Source organism: Campylobacter concisus, from assembly GCF_050447485.1.
In the GTDB taxonomy this organism is placed as follows: domain Bacteria; phylum Campylobacterota; class Campylobacteria; order Campylobacterales; family Campylobacteraceae; genus Campylobacter_A; species Campylobacter_A concisus_BQ.
Window position 1 is genome coordinate 1,659,959 of sequence record NZ_JALMFY010000001.1, and the last position, 25,453, is coordinate 1,685,411.

Genomic DNA, 25,453 nt, shown 5'->3' on the forward strand with positions numbered 1-25,453 from the left:
TAAATTTTAATCATCGACAGGCTAAATTGCCTAGTCTTGATTAAAATTTGACTGCACAACATTTAAATTTATCTCAAAATACTTCGCCAAAATGCTTTTTCTAAATTTTAACGTTACATTAGATTTTTGTATCTAATCTAATCTTAAAATTTAACTCGGCAGAAAACAAAATTTCGCTTCGCCTAAACAAAAAAATCTTTGCCAAAACGTTTAAATTTTAACATCACGTTAGACTTTGTGTATCTAGCCTGATCTTGAAATTTATCGTTGCAATCAGCCCACGCCACTTTGCAACTAAACTTTTAAAAGTATCCTTATCTCTTTTACGATCTGCTTTGGAGTTTTGCCCTCCACTTCAACGATATAATCAGCCTTTTTTTCATAGAGCTTCTCTCGCTCCAAATGCAGCGCCTCGGCCTTTTTTAGGTCACTTAAAAGCGGGCGTTTGGCGAGTTTTTTCTCGCTATTTTTGCTATTTTTTAGCCTCTGCATGATCGCATCAAAGCTTGCTTTTAGATAGATCACGGTGCCTATTTTGTTTAAATTTTTAACCTTTGCAAAGCCCCCACCTGTCGAGATGATCGCATTTTTGACATTTGTGGCTAGAAATTTGGCAAGATCTTTTTCAAGCCGTCTAAAATGCTCTTCGCCAAATTCATCAAAGATAGCCTTTATCTTCATATTTTGTGAGCTCTCTAGCAAGTCGTCGCAGTCAAGGTTCATCGTCTTTAGCGCCTTGCTTAGCGCCCTTGCGGTTGTGCCCTTGCCAACGCCCATAAACCCTATCAAAACGATATTATTGTTCTTTGTCTTCATCACTCTCTCCACGTTTTTTAGGGATTAGCACGATAGGCACGCCAGCTAGACTAAAGCTCTCTCTAAGCTTGTTTGTTAGGTAGCGTTTGTAGCTAAAGTGCAGGCATTTTGGGCGGTTCATTATGAGCGCTATCATGATAGGTGCTGTTTTAAACTGCACTGCGTAGTAAATTTTCACGACCCTACCTTTATCTCGTGGCAGCGGGTGCGCTTTGGTCGCTTCGCCGATCACTTCATTTAGCTTTGATGTTTGAATTTTTTGGGTGTAGTTTTTGTAAATTTCAACTATGAGTGGGTAAATTTTATGCACTCTTTTGCCGCCAAGTGCCGAAACGCTGATAATCGGCGCGTATGAGAGAAATTTAAACCTATCTTTTATCTCTTTGCAAAGCTCGTCAAATTCTTCACTGCTTTTGTCCCATTTGTTTAGCACGATGATGACGCCAAGCTCAAATTTAGAGGCGATGCCAGCGATACGCTCGTCAAGCTCGGTTAGTGGCTCAGAGCTATCTAGCACTAGTAGCGCCACGTCTGTCTCTTCTAAAATTTTCTCAGTTCTATTTAGCGCGTATCTCTCGATGCCCTCGATCTTGCCACGCTTTCTGATACCAGCAGTATCGACAAACTCAAAAACCCTGCCATCATGCTCGTAAATTTCATTGACCGGATCTATCGTAGTGCCTGCCACGTCGCTAACGACGGCACGGCTCTCTTTTACAAGGGCGTTTAGAAGTGAGCTTTTGCCGACATTTACACGGCCTATGATGCCAACTCTTATGTTTTTGCTCTCGTAGTCTATCTCGTCGCTTAGCTCGCCCTCGTCGTTATAGTTTTCTAAAAAATCATCAAAATCATCGCTCGTATCGGCCTTTATCTGCACTTTCTCTTCTAAGTGTTTTGCCAGCCAGATGCTAAGCTCATCAACTCCAGTGTTGTGGCTTACTGAAATTCCAAATGAGTTTTTTGCACCAAAACTTACAAATTCCCACTCTCTTTGCTCGTCTTTTTTGCTGTCGATTTTATTTATGACTAGAGCGATTGGTAAATTTAGCTTGCTAAGCTCGTAAAAAATGGCTCTATCTTCGTCATCTGGCATCATTTTGCCATCGACCATGTATAAGATAACGTCTGAGTTTTTAGCCTCTGCCAAGGTCTTTGCTTTGACGTTTTTAAAAAGCTCGCTGCTATCATCAAGCCCGCCGCTGTCGATTAATATACACTCTTTGCCCTCAACTTCGATCTTAGCTTTGTTTGTATCTCTTGTGGTGCCGCTAACGTCGCTTGTTATGGCGATACGTCTTCTTGCTAAGCGGTTAAAAAGTGAGCTTTTGCCGACATTTGGCTTGCCTACTAATATTACTTTTTGCAAATTTTGTCCTTTTTATGATGGCTGATTATACAAATTTTTCTCTTATATAAAGTATAAAATTACGCTTAAAAGCGCCGAAATAAAAGAAAAAATCAACCAAAATTTAAGCCATTTTTTATTAAAATGAGTGCTTTAAATTTAGAGGTTTTGCGATGTTAAAAAGGTTTTATATTTCACATCTTGGCATTTTTTATATGCTCTTTGCTTGCTTTATGTTTGCCGTGACTGGCGCATTTGCAAAGTATCTGAGCAAAGATATGCCTTCTATAGAGGTTGTATTTTTTAGAAATTTGATCGGACTTTTCATCGTCATCTACGCCATCTATAAATTTCCATTTAAACAAACTGGTGGGCACTTTTTCTTGCTGATGTTTCGCGGTTTTGTGGGCACGGTGGCGCTTTTTGCCTTTTTTTATAATGTCGCGCATGTAAATTTAGCCACAGCCTTTACCTTTCAAAAGACAAATCCAATCTTCACAGCCATTCTCGCAGCTATCGTGTTTAAGGAGCGGCTAAGCTCGCTTGGCTGGTTTGCTGTATTTTTAGGATTTGGCGGAATTTTGCTTGTTATCCAGCCAAATTTAGGTATCAATAAAACCGATATCATCGGCATTTGGAGCGGCCTTGGAGCGGCTATTGCCTACACAAGCGTCAAGGAGCTAAACAAGAGCTACGGTACAAATGTCATCGTGCTAAGCTTTATGCTTTGGGGCTCGTTTTTGCCGCTTATTTGCATGGGGATGGCTGAGTTTTTTACTTATGAGCCTCTGGATTTTTTATTTTCTAAATTTGCTATGCCAAGCTGGCACAACGTCGTGTTTATCTTGCTCATGGGGCTTAGCGGCTACTATTTTCAGGCGTTTATGACAAAGGCATTTGCAGTTGGCAAAAAGGCTGGTGTGATCGCCGCGGTTAGCTACGCTGACGTCATTTTTACGCTTATAATTGGCTATTTTATGGGCGATGCGTTGCCAAATCACTTGGCACTTTTAGGCATCTTGCTAGTTGTGGTGAGTGGAATTTTAGTTGTTAAAGAAAAATAAAGGAGAAAATATGATCTTAATCGCTGGACCTTGCGTGATAGAGAGCAAGGAGCTTGTTTTTGAAGTGGCAAAAAGGCTAGTTAAATTTAATGAAAATCCAAAGCTTGATTTTTACTTTAAGTCGAGTTTTGACAAGGCAAATCGCACGAGCATTAGTTCATTTCGCGGTCCTGGGTTAGAAAAAGGTTGTGAAATTTTAACTGAGGTGAAAAAAGAATTTGGCTTTAAAATTTTAACCGATATCCACGAGAGCTATCAAGCGACGCCAGTTGGTGAAGTGGCTGATGTGCTGCAGATCCCTGCATTTTTGTGCCGCCAAACTGACCTGCTCGTGGCAGCTGCAAAGACAAAAGCAGTCATAAATATCAAAAAAGGGCAGTTTTTAGCGGCGTCTGCTATGAAACACTCTGTTAAAAAGGTGCTTGAGACAAGGGGTGTGAGTGGCGACGGATACGATGTCGCAAAGGCAAATGGCGTCTGGCTAACGGAGCGTGGAAGCACCTTTGGATATGGAAATTTAGTCGTTGATATGAGAAATTTGGTGATGATGAGAGAATTTGCGCCAGTCATCTTTGACGCTACCCACAGCGTGCAGATGCCAAGCGCACTTGGCGAAAAAAGCGGCGGAGATGCTAGGTTTGTGCCGTATCTTGCAAGGGCAGCAGCTAGCGTTGGGGTGGATGGATTTTTCTACGAGACGCATATAAATCCTTGCGAGGCGCTATGTGACGGGCCAAATATGCTAAATTTAGACGAGCTTGAAAAAGTCGTAAATGACACGCTAAAGATAGAGGAAATTTTAAATTTTTAAACTAAGGAGAGAGATGAAAAGGATTTTAGCGCTACTTTTAGGAGTGTTGTTTTTAGTAGGTTGTGGCTCAGCTCAGCCAAAGGTGCCACTTGCTGGTAAGTATAAATTTGAGGGCATTAGCTACACTCATGTGCAGCGCCACGAGCCGACAAAATTTTTATACCAAAGCCCAAAAATGATCGAGAAAAAATATAATAAGCAAATTTTTGGGGCGCTTACAAAAGAAAATTTGCTAGATCCAAATTCTAGCGACGAGCTAAAGATCAAGATAACTCACCGCAGGGAATTTATAGGCGAAGCGACCTTTGCTAAGAGCGATAGGATGGGCAATATCTACCTTACTTACGAGGTAGAAGTCGTTAGAAATGGCGAAATTTTGAGACATTATAGCTCTAGCGAGCTAAGATTTAACCCTGGGGTCTTTGGAAATTTAAAGGGGCTAGTTGGACAAAATAACGATGATAGCTTTGAAAATAAGGCGATTAGCGCAAATGTAAAAGAGATCGTTGATACCATAAAAGGCATGAAGTAAATTTATGTCAAATAGAGGATTTTTGTGGATATTGCTTGGCGCGGTGGCTGAGTGTGGCTGGGCGTATGGGCTAAAACACGCGTCAAATTTAAGTGAATTTTTGCTTACGACGCTGCTTGTAAGCATAAGTTTTGTCTCGTTTATGAAGGCTTTAAAGTATCTGCCTGTAAGTATCTCTTATGCTGTATTTGTGGGCTTTGGGACAGTTTTTATCGTCATAGCTGAGATCGTTAGCGACTACGTGGCAAGCGGGATCATGCCAAATTTCATTAGGCTATTTTTCATAGCGACGCTCATTTTAGGCGTGCTTGGGCTAAAAGGCATAAAAGAATGATCCATTTTTTAGCGCTTTTACTAGCTGGATGTTGTGAGGTCTCTGGCGTCTTTTTTATCACGAAATTTTCAAAAAGCGCAGGCGTAAAAAAGTGGGCAAATTTCATCCTTTTGCTTGGAAATTTCGCCCTTTCTCTAACGCTACTTAGCTATGCGATGCAAACTATCGCTATGTCGGTGGCGTATGCGATCTGGACAGGCATCGGAGCGATCGGAGCAGTAGTGATGGGCGTAGTTTTTGAAGGTGAGAAGATAAATTTTAAAAAAGCCTTGTTTTTAGCGCTCATCATCTTTAGCGTCATCATGCTAAAGATAGTTTGACTAAGGGTCTATTTTTAAACAAGCTTTTGCTAAACTTGCATAAAAAATAAAGGAGAAAAGATGAAAATAATCGAGGGAAATTTAGCCCTAAAAGGCAACGAAAAGATAGCGATCATCAACGCAAGGTTTAACCACATCATCACAGACCGCTTGGTAGAGGGCGCAAAAGATGCATTTTTACGTCACGGCGGCGACGAGAAAAATTTAACTTTAGTGCTAGTCCCTGGCGCATTTGAGATACCTATGGCACTTGAAAAGGTGCTTGCAAGCGGTAAATTTGACGCGGTTTGCTGTGTGGGAGCGGTGATAAGAGGCGCGACCCCACACTTTGACTACGTAAGCGCTGAGACCACCAAAGGCATCGCAAACGTAACGCTAAAATACGCAAAACCAGTCACATTTGGCGTGCTAACAGTAGATAACATCGAGCAAGCGATCGAGCGAGCTGGCAGCAAGGCTGGAAACAAGGGCTTTGAAGCGATGACAGGCGTTATAGAGATGCTAAATTTATACAAAAAGCTAGGAGAGTAAAATGGCAACGCGTCATCAAGTGAGACAAGCCATAGTTTCGCTACTTTACTCAAACGAGATAAACCCCGTAACTGCGGAGTTTGAAGAGGAATTTTTAGAAGAGAAAAAGATAAGAAATGAGCGCAAAAACGAGGCGCAACAGACCTTTAAAGAGGTGCTAGCAAACAAAGAAAAACTAGATGAAATTTTAAAGCCACACCTAAAAGATGGCGACTTTAGCAAGGTTGGCGCAACTGAGCTTGCCATTCTTAGACTTGGGCTTTATGAGATGAAATTTAGCCAAACTGATAAAGCCGTCATCATAAATGAGGCGATCGAGCTTGCAAAGGAGCTTGGAAGCGACCAGGCGCCAAAATTTATAAACGGCGTGCTAGATAAGATAAAGGGCGATCTATGAGGCTCTGCGTCGCTCTTGATATGGCGAGCAAGGATGAAAATTTAGCCCTCGTGCGTGAGCTAAAAGGGCTTGATCTTTGGCTGAAAGTGGGGCTTAGAAGCTATCTTAGAGACGGAGCTAAATTTATAGAGGAGCTAAAAGGGGCAGGGGAGTTTAAAATTTTCCTTGATCTAAAGCTCTATGACATCCCAAACACGATGGCGGACGCCGCTGAAGTCGTCTCAAAGATAGGCGTGGATATGATAAACGTGCACGCAAGCGCTGGCGAGAGAGCTATGAAGACCGTCATGGAGCGTCTTAGCTCGCTGCAAAATCGCCCTTTAGTGCTTGCTGTATCAGCACTTACTAGCTTTAGCGAGAGTGAATTTGAAGCGGTTTATAACGATAATATTTCTCGCTCGGTTAGGAAATTTAGTCAGATGAGCTTTGAAGCAGGGCTTGATGGCATGGTCTGCTCGGTCTTTGAAAGCAAGCTCATAAAAGACGTGACAAATCAAAATTTCATCACGCTTTGCCCTGGTGTTAGGCCTTTTGGCGAGAGCGCGGGCGATCAAAAGAGGATTGCAAATTTGGTTAGCGCAAAGCAAGAGGGTAGCGACTTTATCGTCGTTGGCAGACCGATCTACGAAAATGCAAATCCAAGAGAAATTTGCGAGAGAATTTTGGAGCAAATTTAAAATTTAAAGCGTACAAATTTTTTAACTCTGACCCTTTTATGATTTTTTAAAAGGGTGCATTTTTATACACCCTAAAAATTTATAAATTTATTCTCCATTGATAATAAATCCAGCCCAGTAATATGGGTGTAAATTTTGTTTTATCATATCTATTTTTGAGTTTTTGAGTAGAACATTATAGTTTGGTTGGTTTTTGTCTTTAAGCCCTTCATAAAAGGTACTCATAAGATTTACAGTTTGCTTATCATCAACTTTCCATAAGCTCATCATTACATTTTTTGCGCCAGCTTGGATAAATGTTTTTGGTAAAGCAGCGACCGCACTTGTATCTTTTGAGTCTACTACGCCAGTTTCGCAAGCTGAAAGTACTACCATATCCGTGCCTGACAATTTTAAACCAGACATTCTTAGCGCCATTACTATACCACTCTTATCTTTTGTATTCGCACCACTTAGTGCTATGCCTGACTTTAGCATAGGATCTATGATTTTCTCGTCATTGATAAAGAAGCCATGAGTAGTTATATGTAAAACCTTTGGAGAAGATATGCTAAACATATTTTTTTCGCTAGCATTTTCTCTATCATAAATTTTTATGTTAGTGCCAAATACTGCTTTTATAGCGTTTTCTTCTTCTTTAAAACCTTTTAATCTAGTGAAGAAATTCATCTTGCTTAAAGACCTTGTAAGTACGATCTCATCTGAGCTACTTGAAGTTTTATTACTTGTACCTACTGCATTATCATAGTCTGGATCACTAAACATGGTTACAGGTTCTTTTGCACTACTTTGATTATATTTATGAGCTCTTACAAATTCTTTAGCAGAAGCTATGTATCTTATATTTTTATTTTCTATTAAGTAACCATCATTATCACGCAGTGCTTCAAATGGAAAGAGTCGTAAGGCGCCATCGGCAGCTATTATTAAATTCTTATAACTATTTATCCTTGCAGGCATATTGCCAAATAGTGTTTTGTATATATTTGAAGAGAGCTCTTTTGAAAGTTGTGTAGCTTTAGTACTTTGCTCTCCACTTGATATTATATGTTCTATGTCATCTCTAAATTTTTTAATATCTTGATTTATCTCGCTACTTTGAGATTTGTTAAGAACTACAAGATCTACTCTTTGATTTTTATCTACACTAAATATATAGTATTTTTCATCGTAATATCCTATATCTATAAGCAGCTCATCTTGATTTAAAAATTTAGTTACGTCTTGGATACTTATATTTTTCATGTCAAGTATCTCTTTGAAATTTGATGATACAGCAGATAGCTCTGATTCTAAATTCTTTATATTTTTTTGTGTTTGATCTAGCTTTTCTTTACGTTCTTTTTCTAGCTTTTCTGCCTCTTTTTCATCTTCGCTCTCAAAGCTTTGTCTTGAAAGGCCAGCGTATTCTTTTTTTAGAGCATTTAGTTCATCTATTTTTGAAGCTACTAAAGAATTTGTAGTGGTTTGTCTTAGCATATATATAGAGTTTTCAGCATCTAATAAAGAATCTTTTGAGTTTATGAAAATTTTATACATATCTTTTATTATGTCTGGTCTTTGTTGCATTGCTTTTGAGCCAATATCTAAGAAATTAGGCATAAATTCTTTATTTGCATCCAAAAATGCCTTCTTTTGATCATTATCTAGTGATTTAAAATTTTGATTTTTCATAGTATCAAAGATCGTCATAGACTCTTTTGCGTAAGTATAAGCTTTTTGGTAGTCTTGCTTATCGGCGTATATGCTACTGATATCTTTTTTATTATTGGCAAAAAAGATATGGTTGTTGACACCATAAGTTCTATTCATCATATTAATTGCCTTATCATAGTAACTTAGTGCTGAATTATAGTCTTTCATGCCTTTGTAGCTATAGGCTAGATTAGCATATATGTACATTATCAAGTTACTTTTTGGTGCGTATTTATTAGTTAGATCGAGCGACCTTTGCAGGTAGCTAAGAGCATTGTTGTACTCTTTCAGTTCAGTATAAGCAACAGCAACATTTACATAAATCGAAGCTAGTTGCATAGCCGTGCTTGTTTTTCTTTCGTTATTGAAATCTTTTTCTAGTATATTTGTTGCTTTTAGTGAATATTCAAGAGATTTTTTGAAATCCTTTGCATATATATAAACAACTCCTGTATTTGACATTATAGTGCTTATTAAATCAAAATCAGTGCTGCTGCTACCATTATATTTATTTTCAGCTACATTTAAAGCATCTTCGCAAAGTTTTTCTCCCTTTGTAAATTCGCCCAGTGCTCCATAGACTACTCCTTTGCTGCATTGAGCTTGAAGTGTGAAGTGGCCACTAGGATTATCTTCAGCTTTTATTATCTTATCGTAGTAATTTAGTGCTTCTTGATATTCTCCTAGCTCTTGACTAGCAAAAGCAATATAATCATACATTTGAAGTCTTGAAAAAGATGCCTTGCCTAGTTGTTTATCATATCTTTTAAGAAATATAGGTGCATTTCTTAGTAAACTATCATAGTCCCTGTTAGCTACATTTTTTACTAATCGCTTATAATCATCATTAAACTGATCTAGCTTTCCAGAAAAGGTAACTATGGCTACATCTTTTACCATGCTTAGCTCAGCACAACCTGTTAAAATGCCAGCTACTGCAGCTGATATGGCTATGCTTGATATTTTTTTATTTAACTTCATTTAGTTCTCCTTGCTTTATGATGTTTTTGATGTCTAAATTTATATGATGAAATAGCAAAAATGATCTCTAGCCCTTTAAAAGAAAGCAAAGGCAGAGCCCAGGGTATATAATAGCCCCAAAATAATCCAAAAAAAGATATAGTAAAAAAGATCACAAAATTTACAGTGGTTACTAGAGTTAGTCTAACTCCTTGTGATTTTATAGGGCTAAGTTTTAGTGTTAAAAATGCAATTGAACTAAGCATAAAAAAGTAGAGAATAAATGAATAGATAGGTTCTAGCTGTTTTAGCTCTGTTATCTTATATGCCGTAGTTATAGCATCGCCCAATACTAATACCCCACTTCTAGTATCGTCAATAGCTGTTTGATATATATCACCAGAACCTTTGTAGTCTGAGCCTATAAGCACGATAGCATCTTTAAAGCCACTTATGGTTGCAAGCTTGTCAGCAGAATATATAGAGATGTTTTCATAGTTTGATTTTAATGATCCGTTTTTTAGTTTAGTGATCCTTTTATAAAGTACTCTTGTAGAGAGCAGCTGTGAAAAATCATAGCTTTTGTTATCGTCACAATAAAAGCTTTCATATCCACTGCTTAAAGCCACAGCTATGTTAGGTATACTTTTATTGTCTTTGCATGTAAATTTGGCATATCCTCTTGTAATATTATCAGAATTTATATGCATGGTTGTAGAAATTAAAGTGATATTTTTATCTAAATATGGCTCAAGAAATAGTTTATTTTTTTGAGTAGGAAGATAAATTTTATATCTTTGTGAGTATTTATTCAAAGCATTTATAAGTAGTCTATCATCATCGGTTACTTTGCCTTTTATATCACTTGGATATGCCAAATAATAGTCCAGTAAAACAGCCTTTGGCTCTTGATCTTTCGTTCTAGCACCTAGCTCATCAAGAATTGAGGCGAGAAGGTCTCTTGGGGTAAAATTTGCTGCAAGAGGCTCGTCCGCTTTGGATAAATTTTTCTTTTTAAGATATGTTTCATCTATAAGGACAACTATGATTTTTAGAGATTTGTCACTACTTTTTATGAATGAATGAGTTTTTATGGCAATGTCATAGTCTGCCGTATCGATAAAATTTTTTCTAACAAATTCGTTATTTGATAGAAAAGTATTAAAAATAAAGAAACAAAAAGCTGAAACTAGACCGAGTATTAGTGAAAATTTAAATTTGCCATATTTTTGAACAAGGTCTGACTTATTTTTTGATATGGCTACAACAAGTTTTACTAATTCTAAATAAAATTTACGCAAAGCTTTCATGCGAATTATTTTTGAATTCTTAGACAATATAAGTCGTAACCATCCTTGTCTAAAATGCGAATAATATCACCAGATTTAGATTTTATTTTTTTCTGTGTAAAGCATTCGTCTGCCTTACAAGTATAGACTAGCTTGTCGTCCTGATAATATTTTAGTGTATGGGCATTTTGGTTAATAGGTAATGTGTCGGTTGAAATTTTAAATGCCAGACAATCACCACCTCTTGTAAATGCGCCTTTTTGCTCGACTTCAACCTTTGCTGTAAAAAATGCCTTGATCTCGCCAAAGATAGTTTGAGCTACTTCAGCCGTATGGCTTTGCCCAGGCTTTGATAGCTCTATATCTTGATTTGAAACTGTGTCGGTAAGAAAAAGTTTTCCGTTTCCACTTTCAAATTTTATAGTAGAGCCATCTTTAACTTCCGTTTTAGCGCTTGTTTGTCCATCTATGGTGTATATAACATCGCCTTGTGTTTTTATATAAACATTCGCTAAACATAATGAAGCCACCAAAGATAAAATAAAAGCTTTTTTCATAGACATTCCTTTGTTTGATTTATGTTTAAGAATTATAGCAAATTTAAATAATTTTTTAGTTAAATAAACATATTAGAAATAAAATTTGAATATTATAAATTAAATTTGCAGTTCACTACGTTTCCTTACTATCTCCACCTCATTTATATCTTCAAATTTGATCTTAGTTTTTACGATCATGAGGATTTTATCTTTGAAATTTACATCTGAGACTAGTCCGCCAGATCTTACGTAAGTAAAGCCGTCGTGGTAGCTCACACATACTTCGTCAGCGATCTTTATCTCGCTTATCTTTTTTAAAATTTCATCGATCTTGCTCTCATCAAGCTCTAGCTTTTCGCATTTTTCTCGCTCTTTTTGTCGCAAGGCTCGCTCTAATGTTGAGAGAGGATTAAACGAGCTAAAAATTTTCGCCCTATCTTTACTCGCCACTTTTGTGCCCTCCGATCTTTTTGTTTCTATCTTGCCCAGTCGCTTCTGGCAGCAGGTCGATCGCGCGCAGAATCGAGTTTTTACCAAATTTCTCTTTTATCAAATTTAGCGACTTTAGCACTGCTTTTTCTTTGGCGTCATCTTCAAATAAGCTAAATTCTGCCAAATTTTCTTTCACGACGTCGTTTGCCGATATGCCTATTTGCCTGATTAGCCCGACATTTTTTATCTTGTTTAAAAGTAGCTCCTCAGCTACACTCATTAGCACGCTTGAGACATTTGTTGGCGTTTTGAACCGCACACTTGCACGTTGCTGCGGCTCAAGCTTATCGGCAAATCTCACATTTATCGTTAGCCCACTCGCCCTCACATCTTTGTTTATCATCCTAAGCGCGAGCCTGTCAGCCATCTCTTTTAGCACGATCACCGCCTCGCAGCGCTCATAATCTCTTGGTAAAATTTCCGAGCTAAAGTAGGACTTCGTGCTTGGTTTATAGGCCTTTATCTCAGCTATCGTCGTTGGCTCTATGCCGTTAGCGTGATCGATCGTGATGTAGGCATCGACGCCAAAAATTTTTTCAAGCAGGCTTTTTGGCGCATTTGCGATATCTTTCATGCAAAAGATGCCGCATTTTTCGAGCTTTAGCCTAGTTTGCTTACCGATACGCCAAAAGTCACTTAGCGGCTGATGCGTCCAGAGCTGCTTTTTGTAAAGCTCTTCGTCAAGATAGGCGATGCCGTCATCTTGGTGCTTTGCTAGTATATCAAGCGCGATCTTTGCGAGGTATAAATTTGTCCCCATGCCACAAGTCGCCGTCACGCCAGTCGTTTTTAAGATCTCATCCATCATCATTTTCGCCATCTCTTTTGCGCCAAGAGCGTAAAATTTCAAGTAAGAAGTGAGGTCTATGAAGCACTCATCGATCGAATAGACGTAGATGTCCTCTTTGGAGACATATTTTAGATAAATTTCATAGATCCTTGCGGCGTAGTCGATGTAAAACTGCATCCTAGGAGGTGCGATGATAAATTTGACATCTCTTGGTATCTCAAAGAGCCTGCAGCGGTTTTTCACCCCTTTTGCACGAAGCGCAGGGCTAACAGCTAAGCAGATGCCGCCACTGCCACGACTAGCGTCAGCCACGACTAGATCAGCCTTAAATGGATCAAGCCCACGCTCCACGCACTCAACCGAGGCGTAAAAAGACTTTAGGTCGATAACGGCGTAAATTTTCTCTTGCAAATTTTCGTTTTTCATAAGGGGATTATAGATGAAATTTGGTAAAAGTTAGTTTGCAAAATTTTGTTTGAAATGGCTTAAAATTTTTAGAAAATAAAATAAGAAAAAGGCTAAATTTGAGTACAAAGACCACACACCACAGATACCAAAATAACTCCGTGATCAGAAACTATGCCAAGCTGAGCGCAAAAGAGCCTTTGCAAGCACGGCTGTGTCAATGTCCTAACTCGCGACAAAGCTACAACTAGCATCGCTCAAGCAAGTGCGGACGCATGGTCTTAGCTGGTCGTGAAAAATAAAGGCGAGATCAAGCTGGTCGCTGTAAATTTCTAATTTTAGCCCTTGCTTGGGCGATAAATTTGATTTGTTTTTAACTCGAAACTTGGCTGAAATTTAGTAAATAAATTTATCCGTAAATTTTCTTTATATTTTCAAGCTTTGCAGTTGCATTTAGCAGTAGCATATCAGCGATAACTAGCCTTATCATCGCAGTTGCGACGACACTACCACGTATGCCTATGCAAGGATCATGCCTGCCTCTTAGCTCAAAATCCACCGCCTCGCCAGCCGAATTTAGCGTTTTTTGCTCTTTAAATATCGAAGGTGTTGGCTTAAAATGGCTCTTTAGCACGATCTCTGCACCACTGCTTATGCCACCAAGTATACCGCCAGCGTTGTTGCTTAAAAAGCCAAGCTCGTCCATCTCGTCGTTGTTTGCTGAGCCAAGCATAGAGCTTACATTTACGCCAGCGCCGATCTCTACGGCTTTTACGCCATTTATACCCATTAAGGCTGCTGCTAGAGCGCTATCTAGCCTATCATAAAGTGGTTCGCCAAGACCAGCTGGCACGCCTTTAGCCACGCTCAAAACCACAGCTCCAACGCTATCGTGCTCGCTTCTAGCCTTGCTAACCGCCTCTTTCATCGCCTCTTCGTTGCCAAGTGCGTAAATTTGCGAATTTTGTGCAAAAGCAAAATCAACCTTGTCGCTGATGACCTTGCCAATGCCAAGCACGCCGCTTAAAACTTCTATCTTAAGCTCATTTAAAAGTAGCTGCGCAAATGCCCCACCAGCAACTCTTACCGCAGTCTCTCTGGCACTTGCGCGCCCGCCACCTCTATGATCTCTGATGCCATATTTTTTAAAATATGTTAGATCAGCATGCCCAGGACGGAAAATTTCACGTAAATTTTCATAGTCATTTGACTTTTGGTTGTTGTTAAAAATGGCAAAACCTATCGGCGCTCCGGTGCTCATGCCATCAAAGACGCCGCTAAAAATTTCTATCTTATCAGCCTCATCTCTTGCCGTTGTGAAGCTACTTTGTCCAGGGCGACGTCTGTCAAGCTCACTTTGGATGAAATTTGCATCGATCATTAGCCCAGCTGGCAGGCCGTCTATCACGCCGCCTATCGCCACCCCATGGCTCTCGCCAAAGCTAGTTAAGGTTAGTTTTTTGCCAAATGTATTCAAAATTTATCCTATTTTTTGATTTTTTCTAGCGCTATCTTTGCTGCGAGCTGTTGGGCTTGTTTTTTCGAGCTTCCAACGGCACGTGAAATTTCCTTGCCATTTAGCAGCAGGGCTATCTCAAATTCTTTCTTGTGATCAGGGCCAAAAGAGCCGATGAGCTCGTAGCTTGGTATGACGCCAAGGTTTGCTTGAGTGACCTCTTGAAGGGCTGTTTTGTAGTCCTTTTCAAGGTGCGCAAAGTCGATCTGCGGATAGCAAAGCTCAAGCAGCGTGATCGAAATTTCACGCACTTTATCAAGTCCAGCCTCAAGGTAGATAGCCCCCATCACCGCTTCAAATGCGTCGCTTAAAATGCTATCTTTCTCTCTGCCGCCGTTGTTTTCTTCAGCTTGGCTAAGCCTTAAAAACTCGCCCATTTTTAGCCGCCTAGACATATTTGCAAAGCTTTTTTCATTTACAAGCGCGGCACGAAGTTTGCTCATGTCGCCCTCTGCGATCTTGCTAAATTTCTTAAAAAGATACTCAGCCACGAGCAGATCCATCACCGCATCGCCCAAAAACTCGAGCCTCTCATTATTTAATGCCTGCTTGGTGCTTTTATGCGTTAGCGCCTCTTCTAAAAGCTCAGATTTTTTAAATTTATAGCCAAGATTACGTTCAAATTCTTCTAAATTTTTCATATCTTATTCTCATCTTTTATTTTTAATGCCTCGTCTCTTGCCATCTGGTCGCACTCCTCGTTTTCAGGGTGTCCAGCATGCCCCTTGACCCAGCTAGCTACGACTTTATGGGGCTTTGAAATCTCTAAATACTCCTGCCAGAGCTCGACATTTTTTACATTTTTGAAATTTCTCTTTTGCCAGTTTGCAAGCCACTCATTTATGCTATTTGCCACGTATGAGCTATCGGTAAAAAGCCTCACCTCGCATGGCTCTTTTAGCGCTTTTAGCCCCATTATCGCAGCTTTTAGCTCCATTTGGTTATTTGTCGTATATGCCTCGCCACCACTTGCTTTTTTCTGCGCTTCGTTATATCTCAAAATGTAAGCCCAGCCGCCAGCTCCAGGGTTTCCAAGGCATGAGCCGTCGCTAAAAAGTGTTACTATCTTCACTTGGTTTTTCTGTGATGTGGGATAAAATTTTCACACTTCCAAGCTCGTGGCAGACCGGACAGCGGTAAAAGTGCATAGGAAATGAGTTTTTACAGTTTTTGCAAACGTAGTTAAAGCTTAGCCCAGCCGCGTCAAATTTAGCGTCCTTTAGCCTTTTTATGACATTTAGCTCAAAGCCGTAAATTTCACATGGCTCATCTATGTCGCCCTTTGCGTAAAAGAGGGATTTGTATTTTGGATCGCTTAAATTTATAGGCGTTTTTAGGTTGTAAAGTAGGTCTAGCACATCTTCAAATTTGGCAAAATCTTTTAAATTTTCTAAATTTTCATTGTGTCTTATGAAAAGTGCTAAGATCATACGTTTTAAAAGCTCAAAATTTTGGCTAAGGTGCGAGAGAATTTCCACCTTTTCGCTAAAGCTTAAATTTCTATCATCAAGCGTGCTAATCGCCTTTATATAGGCCTTTTGATCTTTCACATTTGCCCCAAGCTCTTCAAGAGAATTTAGTGCATAAAGCGCTTCTTTATAGTTTTTAAGCTTCTCATCTATCATTGTTAAAAAGCGCAGTGCGAGGACGTTTCTAGGGCTTAGCTCGAGCGCTTTTTCAAAGATTTCGCTAGCTTTTTTTAAAAATCCAGCCTTAAAATAGACCTCTCCAAGCTCGTTTAGGATAAATTCCTTCTCGTTTTTATCTTTTACCTTTTCAAGTGCGATGAGATAGACGCCGATTGATTTTTCAAAGTCGCCATTTTTGGCAAAGGTCTGACCTAGCATGCTAAGGCTTGGTATATCTACTTCTGGGCTTTTTAGCATCTGCTTGTGCTCGTCGCTTATGCCATCTTTGCTGTCAAATTTCTTGATAAATTTCTCGATGCGTTTTTTCTCATCTTTGCTAGAAAATATGCCCCAAGCATAGCTTAAAGCAGCGATCATCAAGATGATACTAAATAGAATAATAAGGCTAAATATCGGATCTCTGTGTCCAATGAAAAAAATATCCACGCTAACACTTTGTAATAAAATTTTACTTTAATTATAACAAAGCAGTTGTATAATTTTGCTTATGATAGATCCAAAATCCATTGAAAAATTAAAAAACCAGATAGATATTGTTAGCATTATCGAGCAGTATATCCCTGTTAAAAAGATGGGCTCAAGCTACAAGTGCGTCTGCCCGTTTCATGACGACAAAAACCCGAGCATGAGCATAAATCAAAACAAGCAGATGTATCACTGTTTTGCCTGCAAGGCTGGCGGAGATGCGGTTAAATTTGTGATGGATTATGAAAAGCTAACCTACCCAGAGGCGATAGAAAAGATCGCTCAAATTTCAAACTTTAGCCTTGAATACACAAATGACAAGGTGCCAACGCAAAAAGAAAATAAGCACATTTTAGAAAAGGCAAATGCTCTTTACAGGAGCGAATTTTACAAAAACGAAGCAGCCATTAGATATATCAAGTCGCGCGGTATAAATGACGCGATGATCGAGAAATTTGAGCTTGGCTGGGCTGGGGATAGTAAAAGTACCATTAGGCTTTTGCAAAACGAAAACATAGAGCCAAAAGAGGCACTTGAGGTTGGTATTGTAAAGCAAAATGAAAAGGGGATTTACGCTAGTTTCATCGAGCGCATAACATTTCCCATCTACTCGCACACCACAAGACTAGTTGGTTTTGGTGGCAGGACGATCTCAGATCACCCTGCAAAATATGTAAATTCTCCCCAAAGTGTGGTATTTGATAAGTCAAAGCTGCTCTACGGCTACCACCTAGCTAGACAAAGTATCTTTGAGAAAAATCAGATCATCATAACAGAGGGCTATCTTGACGTCATCATGCTTCACTACGCTGGCTTTACAAATGCTGTTGCAGTGCTTGGCACAGCACTTACTACAAGCCACTTGCCACTTTTAAAAAGGGGTGAGATAAGCGTAGTGCTTTGCTTTGACGGCGATGGCGCTGGCATAAATGCAGCCATAAAATCCGCTCACCTGCTAAGCATAAATAAGATAGATACAAAAGTAGTCATCATAAGTAACGGCGCAGATCCTGCTGATATGGTCTTTGCAGGTAAGATAAAGGAGCTAAAAGAGCTCTTTGGCTCTGGCGAGGATGCGGTGAAATTTTACATAGAAAAGATCATGCAAAAGTATGACATCACTCGCTCAATGCAAAGAGATAACTGTCTTAGCGAGATAAAAGCCTATATGGACGAGCTTGGAGAGGAGATAGCAAGCTCGTATGTAACAGAGGTAGCGGCAAGATTTAACCTAACTCCACAAAGCGTGGCAGATAGGTTTGGGCTAAAGCAGAAGCCAAAAAATGAATATAAATTTAAAAAAGAGTTGAGAAAAAAAGATAAAGATGAATTTAGCAACTCTGTCATGGTAGATGAGGTGCCAGCTGTGATGAACAAAGACCCGCTCGAGTTTGCTCTTTTTAAAACCATGCTAAATAACCCAAACTACAGAGATGAGATACTCTCAAAGCTTGGGGCTAGATACTTTATAAAGCATCCTGAGTATCTAAACGCCATCCTTTATAGATACGACGTGAGCGATGAGGAGATGGTTAGAGAAATTTTAATGGACGAAAAGATCCATGAGATCACTGACCCAACTACTTTGCAAAAGGCAATTTTAAATATGCAAATCGCATTTTACGAGAACGAACAGCAAATTTTAAAAGGCTCTGACAACCCAAAAAAGATAGAAATTTTAGAAAAACTGCTATTTATCATCAAAGATCTCAAGACTCAGCTTTATAAAATTTAAAAACTCACACTTTTTCAGCTTCAAATCATAAAACAAAATGTAAAATGCTTAAAGTAATAAATCTTTTTAAGATTGGCTTTATATTTTAAGGATTTATGATGATAGACGATAAAAGATTTGAGAGAAATTTTAACGCTATAAGCGAGTTTGGAGCGCTAAAAGGTGGTGGGCTAACAAGACTTGCTTTTAGCAAGGAAGACCTTGAAGCAAGAGAATTTCTTATAAATTTGATAGAAAAAAATGGCTTTAAACTTAAAATTGACAATGTTGGCAACATCTATGCCATCTATGATGAGGGTTGTGAGCTAGGCGCAAAGCCAGTTTGCGTGGGCTCTCACATAGATAGCGTGCCAAATGGCGGCTTTTATGACGGCACACTTGGCGTTATGGCTGGGCTTGAAGCGCTAAGCTCTATAAAAGAGGCCGGCATCAAGCTAAAGCGCCCACTTTGGCTCATAAATTTTAGTTGTGAGGAGTCAAGTCGCTTTAAGACAGCGACTATCGGCAGCAAGATAATAAGCGGCAAACTAAGCCAGCAAAGGCTTCATGAGCTAAAAGATGAAGATGGAATTTCGCTTTTTGAGGCGATGAGTGCGGCTGGGTTTAAACCACAAAATTTAGATGAAGCCATCTTAAAAGAAAACTCCCTACACGCATACTTAGAGCTTCACATCGAGCAAGGCCCAGTTTTAGAGCGAAGCGGTATAAGCGTTGGCGTGGTAAGCGGGATCGCAGCTCCAATTAGATTTGAGATCACTATCCATGGCAAAGCTGATCACAGCGGTGCAACTCCTATGAATATGCGTAGTGACGCCCTGCTTGTCGCTTCACACATCATAATCGCTGCAAATAAATTTGCTAAAAACAAAAAAACAGCCGTCGCGACCGTTGGCTATGCGCATGCAAAACCAGGCGTTTTAAACGTCGTGCCAGGCGAGGCGAGGCTTGGCGTTGATCTGCGAGATATCGATAAAAAAAGCCTTGAAGAGCTAAATTTAGAGCTTAGAAATTTTGTTGGCGAGCTAAGCCGTGAGCTAAATTTTAGCTACGAGATAAGAGAGCTAAGTAGCGACGAGCCAGTAAAACTAAGCGAGCACGCCATAAATTTACTTGAAGATGAAGCCAGAAAGCTTGGTGTAAAAACGCTTACTTTGCCAAGTGGGGCTGGGCATGATGCGATGAATTTAACAAAGCTTGCAAGCAGCGTTGGCATGCTCTTTATCCCTTGCGTAGATGGCATCAGTCACAACACCAAAGAGGCGATAAATTTCAAAGACGCCGTAGCAGCAACAAAAATTTTGACAAACGCACTAATAAGACTTTCAAACGAGGAGTAGTCATGGACAAAATAGCAAAATTAGCACTATCTTTAAAAGAGGATATGATCAAAGATCGCAGATACTTTCACTCGCACCCAGAAACTGGCTGGTTTACCTTTTTTACGACTGCGGTTTTGGCAAAAAGGCTTAGCGAGCTAGGATATGAAGTGAAGCTTGGCGAAGAGGTCGTAAAGAGCGATGCAAGGCTTGGAGTTGGCAGCAAAGAGCAGTGCCAAAAGGCGATCGAGCGGGCAAAAAGCCTTTTAAATCCTGACGAGGCAAAATACCTTGAATGCATGAAAGATGGCCTAACTGGCTTAACAGCCTTCATCGATACAAAAAGGCCTGGTAAATTTAGCGCATTTAGATTTGACATTGATAGCGTTGATGTGACAGAGAGCGCAGAGGCTGCTCATAGACCTTGTAAAGAGGGCTTTGGCTCAGATATCGTTGGTATCACGCACGCTTGTGGGCATGATGGACACATGGCGATGGGTCTAGCACTTGCAAAGCTGATCGCTAAAAATTTAGATGATTTTAATGGCAAATTTAAATTTATATTTCAAACAGCAGAAGAGGGCACAAGAGGCGCTGTGGCTATGGAGGCTGCTGGCGTGCTTGATGGGGTTGAGTACCTACTTGGCGGACACATCGGCTTTCAAGCAGAAACAAATGGGGGCATAGTTTGTGGCACAAACAAACTGCTTGCAACTTCTAAATTTGACGTGCATATCACAGGTCGCTCAGCCCACGCTGCAGGAGCACCAGAAGAGGGAGCAAACGCCCTTTTAGCCGCTGCTCAAATGGCTCTAAATATGCATGGCATCACAAGACACGCAAAGGGTGTGACTAGGATAAATGTAGGCGTTTTAAGAGCAGGCGAGGGCAGAAACGTCATAGCACCAAACGGCTATCTAGCCTGCGAAACAAGGGGCGAAGATACAAATTTAAATGAGTTTATGTATAAAAAATGTATGGATATCGTAAAAGGTGTCAGTGAAATTTATGATGTCGATAGCAAGGTCGTGATGACTGGTGGCACAAGCGGAGCAAATAGCGACAAAGAGGTGACTGAAATTTTCTATGAAGCGGCAAAGCAAAGCCCATTTATAGATGACGATAAGATCGTTAAAGAGCTTGACTTTGGCGCTTGCGAGGACTTCGCTCACTTTATGAGAGCTTTGCAAGATAGGGGCGCAAAGAGCGGATATATGATGATCGGTACAAATTTAAAAGCAGGCCATCACAACAGCAAATTTGACTTTGACGAGGAGTGCTTGGTCGCTGGGGTTGATATCTATCTAAGGGCTGCTTACAAACTAAATGGAGTGAAAAAATGAAAAATGCTTTACTAATCAGCGCTTCAAGCTACCAAGATACTGGCTACTTGAGACACTGCAAAAACTGGGTTAAGGACTTCTTGGGTGAGAGTGGCAAGGAGGAGATTTTATTTATCCCTTACGCTGGAGTTAGACGAACAAATGACGAATATGAGCAAAAGGTGATCGACCGCCTAAAAAATAAAAATATAAAATCTATCCATCACTACGAGGATAAAATTTCAGCGATCAAAAACGCTAACAGTATCGCAGTTGGCGGTGGTAATACCTTCATGCTTCTTTACACGCTTTATAAGCTAAATTTAATCGAGCCTATAAAAGAGGCTGTGGCTAATGGTGCAAAATACTTTGGCTGGTCAGCAGGCGCAAATATCGCTGGAAAGACGATGATGACGACAAATGATATGCCTATCATCATGCCAAAGTCCTTTGATAGCCTAAATATCTTCCCATATCAGATCAACCCTCACTTTATAAGCGGCAAGCTAGCAGGTCATAACGGCGAGAGCAGGGAGGAGAGGCTGGAGGAGTTTTTGATAGCAAATCCAAAAGAGACTATCTGTGCTTTGCCTGAGGGGACGGCTTTGCTTATAACGGACAATGAAGCTGAGGTCATAGGACACAGCGAAATTTTAAAATTTGAGTATCAAAAAGAGATAGAAAAAATAGAAGTTGGAACTAAATTTAAAATCTAAACAAGGAGAGAGGTATGGAAACATTCAAGCTAATTGCTGCCATTCTTGGCATCGTTGCAGTTGTAGCACTTCTAGTCTTAAAAAAAGAGACAAGAACGGTGCTAATAGGTGTTGGTTTGGTGCTTTGTATAATCGCACTAAAACCGATGGGGGCACTAAGTGCTTTTACTGACTATATGACTAAAGCAGGGCTTATAAAAGCTATTTGTGCTAGTATGGGTTTTGCTTTTGTTATGAAATACACAATGTGTGATAAGCACCTTGTTGCGCTTCTTACAAAGCCACTTAGAAACGTGGGATTTATCTTGATCCCTGTAACAACCGTGCTAACTTACTTTATAAATATCGCTATCCCTTCAGCTGCTGGCTGCTCGGCTGCTGTTGGTGCGACGCTTATACCGCTTCTTATGGCTTCAGGCGTTCGCCCTGCGATGGCTGGTGCGGCTGTTTTTGCAGGTACATTTGGCTCAGTCCTAAGTCCAGGCTCTGCGCACAACATATATGTGGCTGACCTTGTTAAAAAGACAGTTGAGGGATATACAGTTCAAGACATCATAAAAGTGCAAATTCCTAGCGCATTTACAGCTCTTGCTATCGTAGTTGTCATGCTAACTATCGTCGCAATATTATTTAAAGACTATCAAAAAGGTACAAATTTCACTCTTGAAAATGGCGCAGCTAGCGAAGAGAAGTCAGCGTTTAAAGTAAATTTGATCTACGCTATTATGCCACTTGTCCCACTTGTCATCTTGATTATTGGTGGAACAAGCCTTGCAAAAGACTACAGCTTTTTGGCATGGACAAAGATGGGCGTTGCTGAAGCTATGATACTTGGTGCTGTCATAGCTATCTTTGCTACGCTTACAAACCCACAAAAGATCACAAAAGAGTTCTTTAACGGTATGGGTCACGCTTACGCTGATGTTATCGGTATCATCATCGCAGCTGGCGTCTTTGTCGCTGGCTTAAAGGCGTGCGGAGCTGTTGATGTGGTCATCGCATGGCTAAAAACTGATCAAAGCTATGTTAAATTTGGCGGAACATTTGTGCCATTTATCATGGGTATAGTTACAGGTTCAGGCGACGCTGCTACATTTGCGTTTAACGAAGCCGTCACAACAAACGCTGCTGCTCTTGGCTTTGAGCAAGATAAGCTTGGTATGGCTGCAGCAATAGCTGGCTCACTTGGACGTTCAGCTTCTCCGATCGCTGGAGCTGCTATCGTTTGTGCTGGTATCGCTATGGTTAGCCCAGTCGAGCTTGCAAAAAGAACATTTTTAGGCATGTTTCTCTCGGTTGTGGTTATCGCATTTTTTGTCATCTAAAAGGATGAAAAATGGATATCGTAGAGAGATTTATAAACTATACGAAATTTAATACCACGACAAATAAAGAGAATGGATTAAAAGGCGTTATGCCTTCTAATCCAACCGAGTACGAGCTAGCCAAATTTCTAAAAGATGAGCTTAGCTCGCTTGGTATAAAAGATATCATCTTGCAAGATAATGCCATCTTGATAGCAAAGATCCCTGCAAACTGCGAAAATGCTCCAAGTATCGCCTTTTTTGCACACTTAGATACAAGCAGCGAGCAAAAAAACGACACAAAAGCTAAGATAGTAAAATACACAGGCGGCGACATCTGCCTAAACGAAGAGCAGGGCATCTATCTTAAATTTAGCGACAATCCAGAGCTTAAAAAATACGTTGGCGACGAGATAGTCGTGACTGACGGCACTAGCTTGCTTGGCGCTGATGATAAGGCTGCGATCGCTAGTATCGTAAATATGGCTAACTTTTTCATGCAAAATCCTGATGTAAAGCACGGCAAGATCGTGATCTGCTTCGTGCCTGATGAGGAGCAGGGCTTGCTTGGTGCAAAGGCGCTTGATGTAAATTTACTGGGAGCTGACTTTGGCTACTGCTTAGACTGCTGCGAGATAGGCGAGCTAATATATGAAAACTGGAACGCGGCTGACTGCACGGCGGTCTTTAAAGGCGTTTCGGCTCATCCGATGAACGCAAAGGGCAAGCTTGTAAATTCGCTACTTCTTGCACATAAATTTATCTCGCTTTTGCCAGGTGGCGAAGTGCCAGAGTGCACCGAGGGCAAAGAGGGCTATTTTTGGGTAAAAGAGCTTAGCGGAAACAGCGCGAAAACGACGCTCAAGATTGACATAAGAGAATTTGACGAGGTGAAATTTCAAAAAAGGCTTGATTTTTTAAGTGAGATGGCAAATTCTTTTAACAAAATTTATGGTGAGTGCTGTGAGATCACGCTAAAAACACGCTATGAAAACGTCTTTAAGTTCTTAAAAGATGAAAACTCACTGCCTATAAAACTAGCAAAAGATGCCTTTAGTGAGCTAAATATCACGCTAAACATAAAGCCGATGCGTGGCGGATATGACGGTGCTGCGATCTCTGCAAAGGGCGTACCAACGCTAAATTTATTCACAGGGGCAAACAACTTTCACTCTATCTACGAGTACTTGCCAGTTAGCAGCCTAAAAGCCGCAAGCGAAGTGATCAAAAAAATCGTAATTAACGCTGCTAAATAAACTTCATAAAAGCCTAGATTTAGTAAATTTAGGCTTTAAATTTTACTTTCAGGACAAAAATGAAGGCTTTAGCTTTGTTTAGCGGAGGGCTTGATAGCATGCTCTCTATGAAAATAATAAGCGATCAGGGTATCGAAGTGGTCGCACTTTATATGGATACTGGATTTGGCGTGGATGAGGAGAAACACGAAGTTTTAAGGCGCCGTGCAGCCTTGGCTGGGGCTAGCCTGAAGGTGGTTGATATGAGAAACGAGTATCTTCGTGATGTGCTTTTTAACCCAAAATACGGCTACGGCAAGCAGTTTAACCCTTGCATCGACTGCCACGGATACATGTTTAAAACCGCTTTAAATATGCTAAAAAGCGAAAATGCAAATTTTATAATCACAGGCGAAGTCGTGGGTCAAAGGCCGATGAGCCAGCGCAGAGATGCACTTTTTCAGGTTAAGCGCTTAGCTGATGATGAGGATGATCTAGTGCTTCGTCCGATGTGCGCCAAGCTCTTGCCGCCAACTAAGCCAGAGCGCGAGGGCTGGGTCGATAGAGAGAAGCTACTTGACATAAGCGGGCGCGATAGAAAGCCGCAACTTGCTTTGGCAAAGGAATTTGGCTTTGAAGACTTTGCAACGCCAGGAGGTGGGTGTTTGCTAACGATCGAGAGCTTTGCTGTAAAGATAAAAGACTACTTGAAATTTGACAAAGAGATGCGAGATATCGATGTCGTGTGGCTAAAGCTTGGTAGGCATCTGCGCTTGGTAGATGGCGCTAAAATGATAATAGGACGTGATGATAGCGATAACAACGCACTTTTGGCTCATCCAAATGATAAATTTGAGCAGGTGAAATTTAAAGAGAGCGATGACATCGTAGGAGCTGTTAGCTTCATAAGCAAAAACGCTAGCCAAGCTGACAAAGAGCTTGCCGCAAGGCTCGCACTAGCATATACAAGAGCTAGTAGAGAAGATGAATTTGAAGTTAGTATCGCTAATGAGAAATTTATTATTAGGCCTGAAGATAAAAAGCTAGCGCAAGAGTTTTTTGTAAAATAAATCCAAATTTGCAAAGGAATTTGATATAAATTTCTTTGCAATATCTAAAATTTTATAACTATTTCAAACTCCCACAAAATCTAAATTCACAAAATTTTCAGTCATAAATATGTCACACTTGTACT

26 protein-coding genes are annotated in these 25,453 nt (G+C 40.2%); 15 read left to right on the top strand and 11 right to left on the bottom strand.

The window, feature by feature from the left end:
• Window positions 1-294: 294 nt before the first annotated feature.
• On the bottom strand, window positions 295-816 hold the full coding sequence (locus MTT29_RS08380) for a shikimate kinase (RefSeq protein ID WP_021088274.1): 522 nt from the start codon (window positions 814-816) through the stop codon (window positions 295-297).
• Window positions 797-2,185, bottom strand: coding sequence for a ribosome biogenesis GTPase Der (gene der, locus MTT29_RS08385; RefSeq protein WP_429800322.1), 1,389 nt, complete (start codon window positions 2,183-2,185; stop codon window positions 797-799). The genes MTT29_RS08380 and der overlap by 20 nt, the downstream gene beginning before the upstream one ends.
• Window positions 2,186-2,337: 152 nt before the next feature.
• On the opposite strand from der, the gene MTT29_RS08390 reads away from it, so the two are divergent.
• From MTT29_RS08390 to pyrF, 8 genes are read left to right on the top strand one after another with little or no spacing between them, the layout of a single operon-like run.
• Window positions 2,338-3,228 (top strand): DMT family transporter, encoded by an 891-nt coding sequence (locus tag MTT29_RS08390; protein WP_103575350.1) that lies wholly within the window; start codon window positions 2,338-2,340, stop codon window positions 3,226-3,228.
• Window positions 3,229-3,238: 10 nt separating this feature from the next.
• Entirely contained in the window at window positions 3,239-4,039 is an 801-nt protein-coding gene (gene kdsA / locus MTT29_RS08395) for a 3-deoxy-8-phosphooctulonate synthase (RefSeq protein ID WP_429800323.1), read from the top strand.
• A gap of 13 nt (window positions 4,040-4,052) precedes the next feature.
• Window positions 4,053-4,571, top strand: a complete 519-nt coding sequence (locus MTT29_RS08400; protein WP_429800324.1) for a hypothetical protein — start codon at window positions 4,053-4,055, stop codon at window positions 4,569-4,571.
• 4 nt (window positions 4,572-4,575) lie between these two features.
• Window positions 4,576-4,905: a DMT family transporter gene (locus MTT29_RS08405; protein ID WP_103630819.1), complete on the top strand. Its 330-nt coding sequence runs from the start codon at window positions 4,576-4,578 to the stop codon at window positions 4,903-4,905.
• Complete coding sequence (locus MTT29_RS08410) at window positions 4,902-5,225, top strand: DMT family transporter (protein WP_429800325.1); 324 nt, start codon at window positions 4,902-4,904, stop codon at window positions 5,223-5,225. Before MTT29_RS08405 ends, MTT29_RS08410 begins: the two co-directional genes overlap by 4 nt.
• Before the next feature lie 60 nt (window positions 5,226-5,285).
• The gene (gene ribH, locus MTT29_RS08415; protein ID WP_021084559.1) at window positions 5,286-5,756 is read left to right on the top strand and encodes a 6,7-dimethyl-8-ribityllumazine synthase; all 471 of its coding nucleotides are present in this window, start codon (window positions 5,286-5,288) and stop codon (window positions 5,754-5,756) included.
• A gap of 1 nt (window position 5,757) precedes the next feature.
• On the top strand, window positions 5,758-6,153 hold the full coding sequence (nusB, locus tag MTT29_RS08420; RefSeq protein WP_004317696.1) for a transcription antitermination factor NusB: 396 nt from the start codon (window positions 5,758-5,760) through the stop codon (window positions 6,151-6,153).
• The gene (gene pyrF, locus MTT29_RS08425; RefSeq protein WP_103639144.1) at window positions 6,150-6,830 is read left to right on the top strand and encodes an orotidine-5'-phosphate decarboxylase; all 681 of its coding nucleotides are present in this window, start codon (window positions 6,150-6,152) and stop codon (window positions 6,828-6,830) included. Before nusB ends, pyrF begins: the two co-directional genes overlap by 4 nt.
• Before the next feature lie 87 nt (window positions 6,831-6,917).
• Here the strand turns inward: pyrF and MTT29_RS08430 are convergent, their stop codons facing one another.
• From MTT29_RS08430 to MTT29_RS08470, 9 genes are all read right to left on the bottom strand, one after another.
• On the bottom strand, window positions 6,918-9,506 hold the full coding sequence (locus MTT29_RS08430) for a CHAT domain-containing protein (protein ID WP_103639143.1): 2,589 nt from the start codon (window positions 9,504-9,506) through the stop codon (window positions 6,918-6,920).
• Window positions 9,503-10,822 (bottom strand): CHASE2 domain-containing protein, encoded by a 1,320-nt coding sequence (locus MTT29_RS08435; RefSeq protein ID WP_429800326.1) that lies wholly within the window; start codon window positions 10,820-10,822, stop codon window positions 9,503-9,505. Before MTT29_RS08435 ends, MTT29_RS08430 begins: the two co-directional genes overlap by 4 nt.
• Window positions 10,801-11,331 carry a hypothetical protein gene (locus tag MTT29_RS08440; RefSeq protein ID WP_429800327.1) on the bottom strand — a complete coding sequence of 177 codons (531 nt, stop codon included), beginning with the start codon at window positions 11,329-11,331 and terminating at the stop codon, window positions 10,801-10,803. The genes MTT29_RS08435 and MTT29_RS08440 overlap by 22 nt, the downstream gene beginning before the upstream one ends.
• 99 nt (window positions 11,332-11,430) lie before the next feature.
• Entirely contained in the window at window positions 11,431-11,763 is a 333-nt protein-coding gene (locus tag MTT29_RS08445; protein WP_429800328.1) for a hypothetical protein, read from the bottom strand.
• Window positions 11,753-13,021, bottom strand: a complete 1,269-nt coding sequence (locus MTT29_RS08450) for a DNA repair protein (RefSeq protein WP_429800329.1) — start codon at window positions 13,019-13,021, stop codon at window positions 11,753-11,755. The genes MTT29_RS08445 and MTT29_RS08450 overlap by 11 nt, the downstream gene beginning before the upstream one ends.
• 388 nt (window positions 13,022-13,409) lie before the next feature.
• Window positions 13,410-14,477, bottom strand: a complete 1,068-nt coding sequence (gene aroC / locus MTT29_RS08455) for a chorismate synthase (protein WP_429800330.1) — start codon at window positions 14,475-14,477, stop codon at window positions 13,410-13,412.
• A gap of 8 nt (window positions 14,478-14,485) precedes the next feature.
• On the bottom strand, window positions 14,486-15,157 hold the full coding sequence (gene rnc, locus MTT29_RS08460) for a ribonuclease III (protein ID WP_429800331.1): 672 nt from the start codon (window positions 15,155-15,157) through the stop codon (window positions 14,486-14,488).
• Window positions 15,154-15,588, bottom strand: a complete 435-nt coding sequence (gene rnhA, locus MTT29_RS08465) for a ribonuclease HI (protein ID WP_107848029.1) — start codon at window positions 15,586-15,588, stop codon at window positions 15,154-15,156. The genes rnc and rnhA overlap by 4 nt, the downstream gene beginning before the upstream one ends.
• Window positions 15,566-16,591 carry a tetratricopeptide repeat protein gene (locus MTT29_RS08470; protein ID WP_429800332.1) on the bottom strand — a complete coding sequence of 342 codons (1,026 nt, stop codon included), beginning with the start codon at window positions 16,589-16,591 and terminating at the stop codon, window positions 15,566-15,568. The genes rnhA and MTT29_RS08470 overlap by 23 nt, the downstream gene beginning before the upstream one ends.
• A 61-nt stretch (window positions 16,592-16,652) precedes the next feature.
• Here MTT29_RS08470 and dnaG point away from each other — a divergent pair, with 61 nt between their 5' ends.
• The 7 genes from dnaG (at window position 16,653) to MTT29_RS08505 (ending at window position 25,328) form a co-directional block, all read left to right on the top strand.
• Entirely contained in the window at window positions 16,653-18,365 is a 1,713-nt protein-coding gene (gene dnaG / locus MTT29_RS08475) for a DNA primase (RefSeq protein WP_429800470.1), read from the top strand.
• A gap of 98 nt (window positions 18,366-18,463) precedes the next feature.
• Entirely contained in the window at window positions 18,464-19,702 is a 1,239-nt protein-coding gene (locus MTT29_RS08480) for a M20 family metallo-hydrolase (RefSeq protein ID WP_429800333.1), read from the top strand.
• A gap of 2 nt (window positions 19,703-19,704) precedes the next feature.
• Window positions 19,705-21,024, top strand: a complete 1,320-nt coding sequence (locus MTT29_RS08485) for an amidohydrolase (RefSeq protein WP_429800334.1) — start codon at window positions 19,705-19,707, stop codon at window positions 21,022-21,024.
• Window positions 21,021-21,719, top strand: coding sequence for a dipeptidase PepE (gene pepE, locus MTT29_RS08490; protein ID WP_087581787.1), 699 nt, complete (start codon window positions 21,021-21,023; stop codon window positions 21,717-21,719). Before MTT29_RS08485 ends, pepE begins: the two co-directional genes overlap by 4 nt.
• 14 nt (window positions 21,720-21,733) lie before the next feature.
• Window positions 21,734-23,044 carry a C4-dicarboxylate transporter DcuC gene (dcuC, locus tag MTT29_RS08495; RefSeq protein ID WP_429800335.1) on the top strand — a complete coding sequence of 437 codons (1,311 nt, stop codon included), beginning with the start codon at window positions 21,734-21,736 and terminating at the stop codon, window positions 23,042-23,044.
• An 11-nt stretch (window positions 23,045-23,055) separates the two neighbouring features.
• On the top strand, window positions 23,056-24,279 hold the full coding sequence (pepT, locus tag MTT29_RS08500) for a peptidase T (RefSeq protein ID WP_429800336.1): 1,224 nt from the start codon (window positions 23,056-23,058) through the stop codon (window positions 24,277-24,279).
• 59 nt (window positions 24,280-24,338) lie between these two features.
• A complete protein-coding gene (locus tag MTT29_RS08505) occupies window positions 24,339-25,328 on the top strand; it encodes an argininosuccinate synthase domain-containing protein (RefSeq protein WP_429800337.1) in 990 nt (329 codons plus the stop codon).
• Window positions 25,329-25,453: the final 125 nt, after the last annotated feature.

Excerpts from the sequence above, each read along its gene's own strand:
- MTT29_RS08380 (WP_021088274.1), bottom strand. The coding sequence starts at position 816 with ATGAAGACAAAGAACAATAATATCGTTTTGATAGGGTTTATGGGCGTT.
- MTT29_RS08405 (WP_103630819.1), top strand. The coding sequence starts at position 4,576 with ATGTCAAATAGAGGATTTTTGTGGATATTGCTTGGCGCGGTGGCTGAG.
- pyrF (WP_103639144.1), top strand. The coding sequence starts at position 6,150 with ATGAGGCTCTGCGTCGCTCTTGATATGGCGAGCAAGGATGAAAATTTA.
- MTT29_RS08505 (WP_429800337.1), top strand. The coding sequence starts at position 24,339 with ATGAAGGCTTTAGCTTTGTTTAGCGGAGGGCTTGATAGCATGCTCTCT.
- rnc (WP_429800331.1), bottom strand. The coding sequence starts at position 15,157 with ATGAAAAATTTAGAAGAATTTGAACGTAATCTTGGCTATAAATTTAAA.
- ribH (WP_021084559.1), top strand. The coding sequence starts at position 5,286 with ATGAAAATAATCGAGGGAAATTTAGCCCTAAAAGGCAACGAAAAGATA.
- MTT29_RS08390 (WP_103575350.1), top strand. The coding sequence starts at position 2,338 with ATGTTAAAAAGGTTTTATATTTCACATCTTGGCATTTTTTATATGCTC.
- pepE (WP_087581787.1), top strand. The coding sequence starts at position 21,021 with ATGAAAAATGCTTTACTAATCAGCGCTTCAAGCTACCAAGATACTGGC.
- pepT (WP_429800336.1), top strand. The coding sequence starts at position 23,056 with ATGGATATCGTAGAGAGATTTATAAACTATACGAAATTTAATACCACG.
- MTT29_RS08480 (WP_429800333.1), top strand. The coding sequence starts at position 18,464 with ATGATAGACGATAAAAGATTTGAGAGAAATTTTAACGCTATAAGCGAG.
- kdsA (WP_429800323.1), top strand. The coding sequence starts at position 3,239 with ATGATCTTAATCGCTGGACCTTGCGTGATAGAGAGCAAGGAGCTTGTT.
- MTT29_RS08400 (WP_429800324.1), top strand. The coding sequence starts at position 4,053 with ATGAAAAGGATTTTAGCGCTACTTTTAGGAGTGTTGTTTTTAGTAGGT.
- dcuC (WP_429800335.1), top strand. The coding sequence starts at position 21,734 with ATGGAAACATTCAAGCTAATTGCTGCCATTCTTGGCATCGTTGCAGTT.
- MTT29_RS08440 (WP_429800327.1), bottom strand. The coding sequence starts at position 11,331 with ATGAAAAAAGCTTTTATTTTATCTTTGGTGGCTTCATTATGTTTAGCG.
- MTT29_RS08450 (WP_429800329.1), bottom strand. The coding sequence starts at position 13,021 with ATGAAAAACGAAAATTTGCAAGAGAAAATTTACGCCGTTATCGACCTA.
- MTT29_RS08430 (WP_103639143.1), bottom strand. The coding sequence starts at position 9,506 with ATGAAGTTAAATAAAAAAATATCAAGCATAGCCATATCAGCTGCAGTA.
- dnaG (WP_429800470.1), top strand. The coding sequence starts at position 16,653 with ATGATAGATCCAAAATCCATTGAAAAATTAAAAAACCAGATAGATATT.
- MTT29_RS08410 (WP_429800325.1), top strand. The coding sequence starts at position 4,902 with ATGATCCATTTTTTAGCGCTTTTACTAGCTGGATGTTGTGAGGTCTCT.
- nusB (WP_004317696.1), top strand. The coding sequence starts at position 5,758 with ATGGCAACGCGTCATCAAGTGAGACAAGCCATAGTTTCGCTACTTTAC.
- MTT29_RS08485 (WP_429800334.1), top strand. The coding sequence starts at position 19,705 with ATGGACAAAATAGCAAAATTAGCACTATCTTTAAAAGAGGATATGATC.